Below are 13,187 nucleotides of genomic sequence, written 5' to 3'. Positions count from 1 at the left end.
GCTCCTGCTAACAATGACAAGCAGCCGGCCTCTCAACCGCCCGCTGCTCCCGCTCCTGCGAGTGCCTCCACCCAGGAGCGCTTCGTCGCGGAGGGAGGAGATCCCACCCCCTCCACCCTGGGCAACGGGTGGACGGCGCCCCAGAACCTGCGCCACACCTCCAGCGCGGTGGGGGGCGTGGGGCTGCTGCGGGTGGCGGGCGCGGACCTGGGCACCCGGGGACTGCTGCGCTTCTCCGCCACCGGCGAGTACTTCAAGAACGGCAGCTTCCCGGTGCGCGACGCGGAGAACACGCGCACGGCCGGCACCTTCGCGCTCGCCTATGTGCCGTTCGAGTTCCTCGAGGTCTCCGCCTCCTATACCGCCGCGTCGAACACCAACTCGCGCTCCTCTCCCAACCTGATCCAGGCGCTGGGGGACATGACGCTGGGGGTGCGGGGGACGCGCGAGTGGATCCCCGGCCTGTGGGCCGGCGGCGAGTTGCGCGCCCTGTTCTTCTCCGGTGTGGGCAACCAGGACCTGGATCGCGCGGCCTTCGGATTGTCGCCTCGAGTGCTCGCCACCTATGACTTGAGGCGGCTGGACTCCCGGCTGCCGCTGCGCGCCCACGGCAACCTGGGCCTCATCCTGGACGGCACGGGAGAGCTGGTGAGCAGCGCCCGCCTGAACGCCGCCGAGGAGTACGCGCTCAACGTCAACCGCTTCAACCGCCTGGGCCTGGGCCTGGGCGTGGAGGCGCCGCTGCGCGGGGTGACGCCGTTCCTCGAGTTCAACCTCCACTACCCGCTGGGCGTGGGCGGAGACGGGCTCGTGGCCCCGGACGGGCAGACCGTCTCCGCGGCCGGCGCGGCCTACAAGACGTTCAACCTGGGCGCCAAGGTCACCGCCGTGCGCGACGTCACCTTCAGTGTGGGCGCCGAGTTCGGCCTCACCCGCACCGTGGGCCTGGGCGTCCCGGCCACCCCGCCCTTCAACCTCTTCTTCGGCGCCTCGTACACCGTGGACCTGCTGGACCGCGGAAGGACGCGCGTCGTCGAGACGGTGCGCGAGCGGAAGGTGGACGCGCCGGAGCCCTCCCGGACGGTGCAGACGACCCCTCCGCCGCAGACGGTCCAGGCGCCACAGACGGCCCAGGTGTCGGGAGTGGTGCGAGATGCGCAGACGCGCCAGGCGCTCGCCGGCGTGCTGGTGACGGTGCCCGGTGCCGGCCTGCCTCCGGTGGCGACCGAGGCAGGCAGCGGACGCTTCCTCACCCACCAGCTGCCCGCCGGCCCGGTGCGGCTCGCCGCGCGGAAGGAGGGCTACCGCCTGGTGGAGCATGACCTGAGGCTCACGGCGGGAGAGACGTCCACCGTGGAGCTGCTGATGGAGGCCGAGGCCCGCCCAGCCGTGTTCACTGTCTCCACCACCTCTCAGAAGAAGCCGGTGGCGGCCACCGTGAGCTTCCAGGGCCCCAAGAGCCAGGAGCTGTCCACCTCCGAGTCCGCCTCCGCGCCCGCGAAGCTGGAGCTGCCGGCCGGCCGCTACGTGGTGAACGTCACCGGCAAGGGCTTCCTGGCCCAGACGCGCACCGTCCAGGTAGCCGACGGCGCCGCCCAGGAGCTCTCCTTCGAGTTGGAACCCGAGCCCAAGAAGCGGCTGGCGGAGGTGAAGGAGGACCGGATCGAGCTGGCCGAGCAGATCCAGTTCGGCACCGGCAAGGCGGTGATCCTCCCGGCCAGCTACCCCCTGCTGGCGCAGGTGGTGGACCTGCTGGTGCGCGGCGGCTTCAAGCGCGTGCGCATCGAGGGCCACACCGACAACCAGGGCGACTCCGCGGCCAACCTGCAGCTGTCCAAGGATCGGGCCCAGGCGGTGGCCGCGCACCTCATCAAGGCGGGGATCGACGCGGCGCGTCTGGAGTCCGAGGGGTTCGGGGACACGCGCCCCATCGCCCCCAACCTCACCCCCCGTGGGCGGGAGCTGAACCGGCGCGTGGAGCTACTCATCGTGGAGCGGTGATTCCAGGGCCCGGCACGGAGTAGAGTCCCGGGCCCATGAAGGACCTCCTGCTGACGCTCTCACGTTGCGCGCTGTTCCCCCTCTCCATTCTGGCCCTCGCGTGCGGGGGCGGTGGCGAGCCGAAGCCGCCGCCGAAGGATCCGCCCCAGGCCACCCTGACGGTGCCCCGGCCCAACACCGCCGGGCAGAAGCTGACGGTGCAGGTCAGCGCCACGGGGTGTGATCAGATCCACAGCCTGTCGATCTACGATCGGGACGACTTCCTCAAGAGCGTGCCCTACAGCGGCCCCGGCGTCGTGTCGGTGGATCTGGCGATCAACGAGATCAAGTACACGCGAGGCATCGCCGCCAACCTCTCGCTCCGGGCGCGCGTGGTGTGCACGGACGGCCGGCAGAACGACTCGCAGCCACAGGCGGCCGTCTTCTTCCCGGCCGAAGAGGTGATCGAGGCCCCGCAGGGCGTCCAGCTGGTGCCGGACAACTTCGTCACCGAGGGCGTCCAGCCGTTCAGCACCTTCCTCGGGTGCGGCAACGCCGAGGGCGGCCTCCCCAGGCTCTACCACGTCAACAAGAACGGCGGCGTGCTGAAGTCCATCAACATGCCGTTCCTCTGCACCAACGGCACCGTCATCACCCCGAAGCACCCGACCACGGGCAAGCGCTGGGTGTGGACGCCCAACGCGGGCGCCATGGCCGTGGACGCGAACCTGACCATCAGCGGCCGCATCACCGTCCCCCTGGACCTGCTGAGCGTGGGGCCGGACGGAGACGCCCTCATCTACGATCTGGGCTCGGGAGGCCTGCCGTCCCAGGTGGCCCGCATCAACCACCAGACCGGCGGCACCCGGTGGAGCGTCGCTCCGCACGGCTTCCTCATCGCCGCTCCGCATCCGCGCACCGATGACGTCATGCTCGCCAGCATCACGACCTCGGGCGCTCCGACGGGCCGGGCCTTCATCGTGGTGACGCGCGTGGACTACGGCCGGGCCAACCCCGCCACGGGCGGCGTGGAGCTGAGCAACTTCCTCATGAAGGAGGTGGCCAGCGACGGCATCGCCCCGTCCACGGCGCCCCCGGTCGCCTTCAACACGGATGGCACCCGGCTGTACATGTCCTTCACGGGCATCGGCGGCATCACGCAGATCTTCTCGTGCGCCACCCAGGCCAATGGGTGCGAGGGCGCGCTTCAGGCCTGGGCGGAGCCTCCCACGCTGAACTCGCAGATCGTCTCGCTGGTGCCCTACGCCGCCGGGAGCCGGATCGCCGCCATCGCGCCCCAGAAGGTGTGGATCCTGGACTCGAGCACCGGCGCGGTGACCAACAAGGGAGGCGAGCCCATCATCCCCACCGGCGGGCACGTGGTGCTGCAGATCCAGACGGGGGCTCCGCCCTTCCCGCTCGCGTTCTACCTGCTGGCCGGTCCGCCGCCTCAGCAGGATCTGCCGGCGCCTCAGCCGCTGGAGATCGTCGCCACGGAGGACGCCTCCAAGGGCGAGCTCTACCGCTACCAGGTCAACGCGGGCAGCCTCTCGGTCGCCATGGATGACAACGGCACGCTCTGGATGCGCCAGATTGGCGACCTGGTGCGCCCGCTGCCCCTGGACAGGTACCGGCAGGTGAGGCCCGTCACCCCGTAGCCCGGGCGGCTTTCCCGGAGGGACGCCGTGAGACGGGTCTCCATCGCCCTCGCGCTCGCACTCGTGCTCGGGGCCTGTAAGTCCGAGACCACCGAGAGCCCGGGCCAGAAGGGCGTCGTCGACCTGAGGTACTGGAGCTTCGACGCTCAGGGGCCGGTAGCCCTGGGCGGCGAGTGGGCGTTCCACTGGCTGCGGCTCGAGGACGGCGGCTCCCCGGCGCGGGAGCCTGATGGCTACCTGCCTCCGCTCATGTGGAACGGGCGCTCCCTGGGAGACATGGAGCTGCCCGCGCGGGGCTACGCCACGCTCCGGCTCAAGGTGCTGCTCCCCTCCGAGCCGCAGCGACTCCTGCTGGAGACCAGCCCGGCCGACAGCGCGTACCACCTGACGGTGCTCGACGCGCGCGGCACCCCCCTGAGCACCTTCGAGGCCGGCACGGTCGGCACCACGCGCGAGACGACCCGGCTGCTCGCGCGCCCGGGGCGCATCCCGATCGACGCCGCGAACGAGCTCACCCTCGTCCTGCGGATCAGCAACTTCCAGATGGCGCGCGGCGGGCCCTGGCTGCTGCCGGTGCTCGGAGACCGGGCCACGCTGCAGCGGGAGTGGGAGTCCGAGCGCTACACCGAGCTGGTCGTGGTCGGCATGTTGCTCATGATGTCGCTGCACTTCCTGACCATGTTCGGCCTGCGTCGGGACGAGCCGGCCCCGCTCTGGTTCAGCCTCTTCTGCTTCTCGCTGGCCGTGCGGACCCTGCTGCTCGGGCGCTACCTCGAGGAGGCCTACCCGGACACCGGCCTGGGCGTCCTGCTGCTGCGCCTGGAGTACCTGGACCTGCCCGGCATCGTCGTCTTCTTCGTCCTGTTCCTGGCGGAGATCTTCACCATCCGCCCGCGGTGGTTCGTCCGGACGGCGGTGGTGACGTGCAGCGGCTTCGCGGCGCTCGCGTTGCTGGCTCCGCCCGAGGTGTTCACCGCGGGCCGGGACGCGCTGCAGGCGTTCCTGCTGTTCGGCATCGGGTGCTTGCTCGTATCGCTCGTGCTCGAGGCGTTCCGCGACAGGAACCGGCTGGCCATGGTCATGCTGGGCGCGCTCACGATCTTCACCGCCGCGGTGATCCACGACATCCTCGCGGAGCACCACGTCATCCACAGCACCTTGAGCGCGCACTCGCTCGGGGGCATCTGCTTCCTGTTCATCCAGTCCGCGCTGCTCGCCAGCATCAACCAGCGCATGCGGCGCGGCCTGGAGGACGCCACCGCCCGGCTCAGCGCGCAGAACCGCGAGATGGCCCTGCTCAACGAGGATCTCCGCGTGCAGGTGGCGGTCCGCTCGCGCTCGCTGGCCAGCACCCTCACGGCGCTGCTCTCCGCCAGGTCCTCTCTCAGCGAGCCCCAGCCCGGCCGCATCGTCGGCAAGCGCTACGAGCTGGAGAAGCACCTCGGCACGGGAGGCATGGGCATGGTGTTCTCTGCGAAGCGGCTCTCGGACCAGCGCCGCGTCGCGCTCAAGCTCATCGCCAGCTCCTACGCCAGCAACCCGACGGCGCTCGCCCGGCTCGCGCGGGAGGCGGAGAGCGCGGCGGCCATCGATCATCCGAACGTCGTGCGCGTGCTGGACATCGATCTCGACGAGCATGGCACGCTGTTCCTGGCCATGGAGCTGGTGGAGGGCCAGAGCCTGGAGGACCATCGCTCGCGCTTCGGCGACGTCGCGTGGGCGCTGCCGCTGCTGCCGCAGATCCTCGAGGCGCTGCGGGCCATCCACGCCGGGGGCGTGCTCCACCGGGACCTGAAGCCGAGCAACATCCTGCTCGCGAACGGCGTCGTGAAGGTGGTGGACTTCGGCATCGCCCGCCCGATGCGGGAGGCGGAGGGGGGCCGCGTCACCGTGGAGCTGACGAATGACACCTCCACCGAGGTGACGCTGACGCGCGCCGGGAGCATCCTCGGCTCACCGCCCTACATGGCTCCCGAGCTCGCCGATGGAATGGCGAACTCGTCGACCGCCTCGGACATCTTCTCTTTCGGGTGCGTGGCCTACGAGCTCCTCTGCGCCCGGCGGCCCTTCGACAAGCCGCTCGTGCTGGAGAAGGCCGTCGACCGGCACCTGCGCACCGCCCCGCCTCTGAGGAAGTGGTGTCCCCAGCTCGATGAGCGCCTGGCGACGCTGATCGATCGCTGCCTGGGGCCCGCGCACTCCCGGCCGACGACCCAGGAGCTGCTCGCCGCCTTCACGCGCCCGGACTCGCGCGACGAGCCCCCCGCCGACCCGGCCTCGGCGCCTCCTCCGTCGGTGGCCCACCGCGCCTGACGCCACGTGTCCGGAACTGGGACTGATGTTCCCACTTCCGAGCATGCCTCCTGGGCAACCAGGGCTGCACACAGGCATCGGGACACCGAGGCAATCAGCATCGGCTCGGAGTGAACGGACGTGGCATCCTCATTGCCTACCCGCTGCCAGCGCATGTCCACGCTCCTCCAGGAAGTCCGGCTCGCCCTCCGGTCGATGGTTCGCGAGAAGGCGTTCACCGCGGTCGTCGTCGCCACGCTCGCGCTGGCCATCGGCGCCACCACGGCCGTCTTCAGCGTCGTGTACCAGGTGCTCTGGCGGCCCCTGCCCTATCCGGAGGCGTCCCAGCTCGTCCGCCTCTTCCAGACCACCACGCCTGGCGCGGGCGCGGGGCCCCTCCGAGACCGGACGCGCGTGAGCCTTCCGGTGTGGACCGCGTGGCGTGAAGGGGCGCGGAGCCTCTCCCAGGTCGAGGCCTTTCGAGGAGAGAGCACCACCCTCCGGGAGGCCCACTCCGATGAGCGGCTGAAGGTGGCTCGGGCTTCGGCCGGCTTGCTTCCCATGCTGGGAGTGCAGCCCATCCGTGGGCGGCTCTGGGGGGCGGAGCTCGAGGTTCCGGGGCGTGACCGCGAGGTCGTCCTCTCCCACTCGCTGTGGCAGCGCCTCTATGGAGGGGATTCCGGAGTCGTCGGACGCAGCCTTCTGCTGGATGACCAGGTCCACACGATCGTGGGCGTCCTTCCCGGCGGCTTCCAGTTCGAGCCGGAGATCGAGCTCTGGAAGCCTCTGGCAGCGGGCTCGAACGCCGAGCTGGGCACCACGCTGCGCGTCGTGGGACGGCTGCGGCCGGAGTTCACCACTGACCAGGCGAGGGCGGAGCTGGCCCAGCTCGCGGTGAACGCCGAGCGTGTTCCTGGCGAGGAGCTGACCGGCGTGAGCCTGGAGCCCCTCCATCAGCTCTGGGTCGAGCAGACCTCCTCCCAGCTGGAGATCCTGACCGCCGTGGCGGCCCTGCTGCTGCTGCTGGGGTGCGCCAACCTCACCAACCTGCTGCTGGCGCGCGGCAGCTCGCGCATGCACGAGATGGCCGTGCGCATCGCGCTGGGCGCGAGCCGGGCCCGGCTGGTCCGGCTGCTGTTGATCGAGAACCTGGTCCGCGCCCTGCTCGGTGGGGCCGTCGGGGTGCTGATCGCGCTGTGGGGACGCGGGCTGATGAGCACACTCATCCCACCCCAGTTCGTGACCGGACCGGGCGTCGAGCCGTTCATCCTCGTGATCGCCTCGGTGCTCTCGGTCGCCACGGCGGTGCTGGTGGGCCTGCTGCCCGCGCTTCATGCGACTCGCGGGGACGGGCAGGCCGTGCTCGCTCCCGTGGCTCGCGGCGCTCGCGGCGCCTCGATGGGGGTGGCCAGGTCCGTGCTCGTCGTCGTCCAGCTGGCGCTGGCCATGGTGCCGCTGGTGGGCACCGGCCTCATGCTCCGCACGGTCTGGAAGCTTCAGCACGTCCCGCTGGGCTTCGAGCCCCATGGCGTCACCGTGGGCGAGGTCTTCTTCCCTCAAGAAGAGTACGCCAGCGAAGCCGCCGCCTCGGCGGTCGCCCAGGAGCTCGTCGCCCGAATCGAGGCGCTGCCAGGTGTGAGCGCGGTGGGGCTCACCGGCGCCCTGCCCTTCTCGGGAGAGGTCTGGCGGCAGACCACGGGCTTCCGCGTCGTGGGGGACACGGCTTCCACCGAGACGACCGCTCAGGCCGGATACGTGTCCGCCACCGAGGGCTACTTCAAGGCGCTAGGGATTCCTCTAAAGGAGGGCCGATACCCGAGCGCGCTGGACACGGCCCACAGCCCGCCTGTCGTCGTCGTCTCCGAGGCGTTCGTGCGCCGCCATCTGCCGGGGCGGAGTGCGCTCGGAACCCGGATCCAGCTGAGCGTGAGCTGGGGCCCACAGCAGCCTCGCGAGATCGTCGGTGTCGTCGGGGACGTGCCCATGGAGCGACTGACCGCCGCTCCGCTGGGAGACGTCTACGTCCCCCTGAGCCAGGACATGCCCGGCACCCTGCGCCTGGCCGTGAAGTCCCAGCTCCCCGCAGGGCAGCTGGCGCCACTCCTGCACCAGCAACTGCGCGCTGCGGACACCCAGCTTCGGATGGTCAAGGTCCGCCCGATTGAAGAGATCGTCGAGGACAGCTACGCCCGGATGCGGGTGGTGAGCGGGCTCCTGGGCGCCTTTGCGGTGCTCGCGCTGGTGCTGGCCGCCGTGGGGCTCTACGGAATCCTGGCCTTCTGGGTGGCTCAGCAGACACGAGAGCTGGGGATCCGGCTCGCCCTCGGCGCCACCCCATCGGGCCTGCTGCGCATGGTCGTCAGGCAGGGCCTGCGGCTCACCAGCCTCGGCCTACTCGCGGGGCTGGCGAGCGCCGCGCTGCTGGCACGAGCGCTCTCCGCGATGCTCTACGGCATCTCCACGTACGATCCCCTCATCTTCGTGGGTGCCCCCGCGGTGCTGATGCTTACAGCACTGGTCGCGAGCTGGCTCCCCGCCACCTCCGCCACGCGTGTGGCCCCGAACGAGGCTCTCAAGAAGGAGCCCTGAGGCCGTGTCCACCGGCAGAGTGGCCTCGCTCTCGCTCGGGACAGGCTGCCTTGCCACGGCAGTTGAAGCTCCCTGGCACGGGGCAGATAGGTCTCCGGCGTTTGCTGCTGGCACTGCCGAGGAGGAAGGAGGCGCCCAGTCAACAAGCAGAGTGGGCGCAGACCAGGAACTGCCAGGAACAACCCCGGTGGCAGAGCGAAAAGCGGGTGGAGGCGGAATGGGTTCGGGGCCGCAAGAATCCTCCTGCCACTCATCAACAGAGAGCTGGGCGGGTGGGGCCGAAGGAGCGTTCCGGCTCGAAGTGGCACACCCGTTGGCGCCTTCCTCCTCGTCGCCCGAGCCCCCGCCTGTCGGCCGAACTTGTTGCGAACTGGTATGACAAGCATACCAGTTGGTGGCGTTCTCGCCCGACACGGGCACCTCCCTGGCAGGCGGTGGGGGCTCGGGCGCGGCGTGTGCGTCGCGCATCGGGGCAAGGCGGTCGAGCAGCGGCTCATCGGCGGCCTTCAGCAGCGCCGGCAGCTGTTGGCGAAGGGCCTGAGCGTCACGGTCGGCCAGGGCGTTGAACACGCACTGGGCCCACTGCTGGAGGGCCGCGGGTTGCAGCGCGGGGAGCAGCGCGTCCGCCATGCCTCGGAAGGCTTTCTCCAACGACATCAGGAGCAGCAGGTGGCCGGGACGGTCCGCTGCTTGGGCCGCCAGCCGCAGCAGGTCGAACTCTCGCTCCACCCACCGGCTGCGCTTCTCCTGCCAGCGGGCCTCATCTCTCAGCGCGAAGCTGGCATTGAGCAGCTGCTCCACAGCGGGCTGGCTGGCGTGCTCGCAGCAGGCGGCCAGTAGTTCCACCGTCACCTCCCGCTTGAGGGCGAAGTACCCCTCGAGCAGCGGCCGGCGGTCCATGTCTTTGCGGCCCTCGGGCAGCAGCAGCTTCAGGCTCTCCAGCGACAGCGCTTCGCCCAGGGGCACCGTACGGCTCTGTCGGCCGGGGTGTTGACGGATGAGTCCTCTGGCGGCCAGCCCCTGGAGGGCTCCTCGGATGGTGGTGCGCGACACTCCATAGCGCTGGGCCATCTGCCGCTCTGAAGGCAGCCTGCCTTTGGGCCACTGCCCCAGGGCAATCGTTTGCTCCAACTGCTCCGCCACTCTCGACACCAGCCCCTTGTGTTCCATCCCCGCCACCCTTCGCGTTGCACGCCCCTCCATCCAAGCAGAGGACTCTGACAACGGATGCGGCAGCCCGCGGAAGGGACGGCGTTCATCGGTGGGAGCAGCAACGGTGCTAGGGTGTCTCGCTCTTCTCGGCGACGAGCAGCGCCTCGACGTTGCCGGCGGGCCCGGGCAGCGTCGAGTCCATCACGCCGCGCACCGTGAGCCCCTGCTCTCGGGCGAAGGCCACCACCGCGTCGATGGCTTCCTGCCGTGCGGCGGCATCGCGGACCACACCGCCCTTGCCGATGCGCTCCCGCCCCACCTCGAACTGCGGCTTCACCAGCGCCACCAGCAGGCCGCCGTGCTCCAGGAAGGGCAGCACGGACGGGAGCACCTGCGTCAACGAGATGAAGCTCACGTCGATGACGACCACACCCACCTTCTCCGGGAGATCCTCCTCGGTGAGGTAGCGAGCGTTGACGCGCTCGCGCGAGCGCACGCGCGAATCCTTCCGCAGCTTCTCGTGGAGCTGACCGTAGCCCACGTCGATGGCGTGCACCCGGACCGCGCCCTCCTGCAGCAGGCAGTCCGTGAAGCCACCCGTGCTCGCGCCGATGTCCGCCGCCACCCGCCCGCGCACGTCCAGCTTGAAGCGATCGATGGCGCCCTTGAGCTTGAGCCCGCCCCGCGAGACATAGGGCAGCACCTCGCCCTTGAGGCGCAGCTCCGCGTCCACGGACACCTGCGCCCCGGGCTTGTCCACCCGCTGGTCGTCCACCACCACCTGGCCCGCCAGGATGAGCGCCTGGGCCTTGGCTCGAGACTCGGCCAGCCCGCGCTCCACCACGAGCACGTCCAGGCGCTCCTTGCGCGACTTCACCGGCCCTCTCCCAGCAGCTCGCGGCCCGCGCGCCGCAGCCCCTCGGTGTCCAGCCCCAGCGCCGCGCGCTGCACCCGCGCGTCTCCATGTGGGACGAACGTGTCCGGCATCCCCATCAGCTTCACGCGAGGCGAGCGCCCCTGTGCCGCGTACAGCTCCAGCACCGCGCTCCCCAGCCCTCCGCGCGTCGTCCCCTCCTCCGCCACCACCACGTGCCCGCTGTCCGCCGCCTCCAGCAGCGCCGAGGCATCCAGCGGGCTCACGCAGCGCGCGTCCAGCACGCTCCACCCGCGCTCCGCCTTCGCGGCCGACAGCGCCGCCAGCCCGAGCGGCCCGAGCGTCACCAGCGTCAGGCGCGGCGCCTCCGCCCTCCACAGCCAGCGCGCCCCCTGGATGGGCGCCGCCCCGAGGAGCACCTCCGGCGGCACAGCCGGCAGCGTGCCACGCGGGAAGCGAATGAGGGTCGGCCCCGAGGCCTCCAGCGCCGTGGCCAGCATGGGAGAAATGTCCTCGCCCACCACCGGCGCCATCAACCCCAGCCCCGGCACCGCCCGGAGCGAGGAGATGTCATAGGTGCCCTGGTGCGTGGCCCCATCCGCGCCCACCAGCCCCGCCCGATCCACCGCGAAGACGACAGGCAGCCCGGGCAGGCACACGTCGTGGATCACCTGATCGAACGCGCGCTGAAGAAACGTGGAGTAGATGGCGCACACGGGCCGAGCCCCCGCCGCGGCAAGCCCCGCGCAGAAGGTGACGGCGTGCTGCTCGGCGATGCCCACGTCATGGACACGCTCCGGATAGCGCGCCTTCAGCTCCACCAGCGCGGAGCCCTCCAGCATGGCCGGCGTCACCACCATCACGCGCGGGTCCCTCGCCATCGCCTCCTCCAGCGCGGCGGAGAACGCCTCGCTGAAGGTGCGCTGGCCCTTGCGCGAGCGCACCAGCTTCCCGTCGCGCCACTCGTAGGGCCCCATGGCGTGGCCGCGCGTCTGGGCGTCCTCCTCCGCGGGTGGAAAGCCCTTCCCCTTCTGCGTCAGCGCGTGCACCACCACCGGCCGGGACGAGGCGCGGGCCTCGCGCAGCGCCGCCACCAGCGGCCCCAGCTCATGCCCGTCCACCGGCCCCAGGTAGGTGAAGCCCAGCCCCTCGAAGAAGGCGCGGGCCTCCCGCGTCCGCAGCAGCGCGGGGATGGCGCCCACGTTGGCGGAGATGGACATCTGGTTGTCGTTGAGCACCACCACCAGCGGCAGCCTCGGGCCTCCGGCGTTGTTCAGCCCCTCGAAGGTGAGCCCTCCGGTGAGCGCGCCGTCCCCCACCACCGCCACCACGTGCCCCTTCTTCCCCAGCACCCGCCGCCCCTCGAGCAGCCCCAGCGCGGCCGACACCGCCGTGCAGGCATGCCCCGCCAGCAGCGCATCGTGCGGGCTCTCCCGCGGATCCAGGAAGGGCGCGATGCCCTCCGCCTGCCGCAGCGTTCCCATGCGCTCGCGCCGCCCGGTGAGCAGCTTGTGCGCGTACGCCTGGTGCCCCACGTCGAAGAGAATGGCGTCCTGCGGCGAGTGGAACACCCGGTGCAACGCCACCACCAGCTCCACCGCCCCGAGCGAGGCACCCAGGTGGCCCCCCACCCGTCCACAGACGGAGATGATCTCCTCCCGGAGCTCCTCACACAGCCGCGGCAGCTCCGCCTCGGGCAGCGCCCTCACGTCCGCGGGCGCGTGGAGGCCCGGGAGGAGTCGCGTCACGAGTTCCGCTCCACCATGTAGCGCGCCAGCACCGCCAGCGGGCCCCCCGCGCCTTCGATGGGCTCCACGGCCGCCACCGCGTCCGCCACCATGCGCTCGGCCAGCACCCAGGACGCCTCCAGCCCGATGACCGCCGGGAAGGTGTACCGGCCCGCCGCGGCATCGGCTCCCACCGGCTTGCCCATCAGCTTCGGATCGCCCGTCACATCCAGGATGTCGTCGGCGATCTGGAACGCCAGCCCCACCGCCTCGCCATAGGTGTCCGCCCGGCGCAGATCCTCGGCGCTACCGCCCGCCGCCAGCACGCCCATGCGGCACGAGGCCCGGATCATCGCGCCCGTCTTCAAGCCGTGCAGCCGCGTCAGGTAGTCCATCTGCGCGGGACGATCCTCGGCGATGTCCAGCACCTGCCCACCCACCATGCCCGCGGCGCCCGCCGCCATCGCCAGCTCGCGGCAGAGCGCCACCCGCACCGGCTCCGGCCCCGAGGCCAGCAGGGTGAAGGCCTCCGTGAGCAGCGCGTCCCCGGCGAGGATGGCCATCGCCTCGCCAAACACCTTGTGCGAGGTGGGCCGGCCCCGGCGCAGATCGTCATCGTCCATGGCCGGCAGATCGTCGTGGATGAGCGAGTACGTGTGGATGTACTCCAGCGCGCACGCCGCATCCTCCGCGGCGCGCAGCGCGGTGCTCTGCTGGGCGATGGCGTCCGCGAACGTCAGGCACAACACCGGCCGCAGCCGCTTGCCACCCGCCATCAGCGAGTAGCGCATGGCCTCGGCCAGACGGGACGGCGCCCCGGACGGCTCCAATCGGGCCGAGCGTGCATGCAGCAGGGCCTCGATCCGGGCCTGCTGAGCCTGCAGGAAGTTCTTCAGATCAAAGGTACTCACGAGC

Annotated in this window: 8 protein-coding genes and 1 pseudogene; 5 read left to right on the top strand and 4 right to left on the bottom strand. The window is 71.0% G+C overall.

Features of this window, described 5'->3' with window-relative positions; all coding sequences use genetic code 11:
* The first annotated feature begins 177 nt into the window (after window positions 1-177).
* The 5 genes from KY572_RS26090 (at window position 178) to KY572_RS26070 (ending at window position 9,359) form a co-directional block, all read left to right on the top strand.
* Window positions 178-2,001, top strand: coding sequence for an OmpA family protein (locus KY572_RS26090; RefSeq protein WP_224245676.1), 1,824 nt, complete (start codon window positions 178-180; stop codon window positions 1,999-2,001).
* 35 nt (window positions 2,002-2,036) lie between these two features.
* Window positions 2,037-3,638, top strand: coding sequence for a hypothetical protein (locus KY572_RS26085; protein ID WP_224245675.1), 1,602 nt, complete (start codon window positions 2,037-2,039; stop codon window positions 3,636-3,638).
* 27 nt (window positions 3,639-3,665) lie between these two features.
* Complete coding sequence (locus KY572_RS26080; protein WP_224245674.1) at window positions 3,666-5,951, top strand: protein kinase domain-containing protein; 2,286 nt, start codon at window positions 3,666-3,668, stop codon at window positions 5,949-5,951.
* A 120-nt stretch (window positions 5,952-6,071) separates the two neighbouring features.
* On the top strand, window positions 6,072-8,519 hold the full coding sequence (locus KY572_RS26075; RefSeq protein WP_224245673.1) for an ABC transporter permease: 2,448 nt from the start codon (window positions 6,072-6,074) through the stop codon (window positions 8,517-8,519).
* A gap of 453 nt (window positions 8,520-8,972) precedes the next feature.
* Entirely contained in the window at window positions 8,973-9,359 is a 387-nt protein-coding gene (locus KY572_RS26070) for a hypothetical protein (RefSeq protein WP_224245794.1), read from the top strand.
* Window positions 9,360-9,509: 150 nt separating this feature from the next.
* Here the strand turns inward: KY572_RS26070 and KY572_RS48205 are convergent.
* The 4 genes and pseudogenes from KY572_RS48205 to KY572_RS26050 all read right to left on the bottom strand — a co-directional run.
* A pseudogene (locus KY572_RS48205) lies at window positions 9,510-9,689 on the bottom strand (FadR/GntR family transcriptional regulator); the annotation flags it as partial.
* Between the two features lie 109 nt (window positions 9,690-9,798).
* The gene (locus tag KY572_RS26060) at window positions 9,799-10,548 is read right to left on the bottom strand and encodes a TlyA family RNA methyltransferase (protein ID WP_224245672.1); all 750 of its coding nucleotides are present in this window, start codon (window positions 10,546-10,548) and stop codon (window positions 9,799-9,801) included.
* Window positions 10,545-12,293 carry a 1-deoxy-D-xylulose-5-phosphate synthase gene (locus KY572_RS26055; protein ID WP_224245671.1) on the bottom strand — a complete coding sequence of 583 codons (1,749 nt, stop codon included), beginning with the start codon at window positions 12,291-12,293 and terminating at the stop codon, window positions 10,545-10,547. The genes KY572_RS26060 and KY572_RS26055 overlap by 4 nt, the downstream gene beginning before the upstream one ends.
* Entirely contained in the window at window positions 12,290-13,183 is an 894-nt protein-coding gene (locus tag KY572_RS26050) for a polyprenyl synthetase family protein (protein ID WP_224245670.1), read from the bottom strand. The genes KY572_RS26055 and KY572_RS26050 overlap by 4 nt, the downstream gene beginning before the upstream one ends.
* Window positions 13,184-13,187: the final 4 nt, after the last annotated feature.

Source organism: Hyalangium gracile (genome assembly GCF_020103725.1).
GTDB classification, from domain to species: domain Bacteria; phylum Myxococcota; class Myxococcia; order Myxococcales; family Myxococcaceae; genus Hyalangium; species Hyalangium gracile.
Note: the sequence above shows the minus strand (reverse complement) of the source record. Positions and strands in the feature narration are given on the sequence as shown.

Excerpts from the sequence above, each read along its gene's own strand:
- KY572_RS26085 (WP_224245675.1), top strand. The coding sequence starts at position 2,037 with ATGAAGGACCTCCTGCTGACGCTCTCACGTTGCGCGCTGTTCCCCCTC.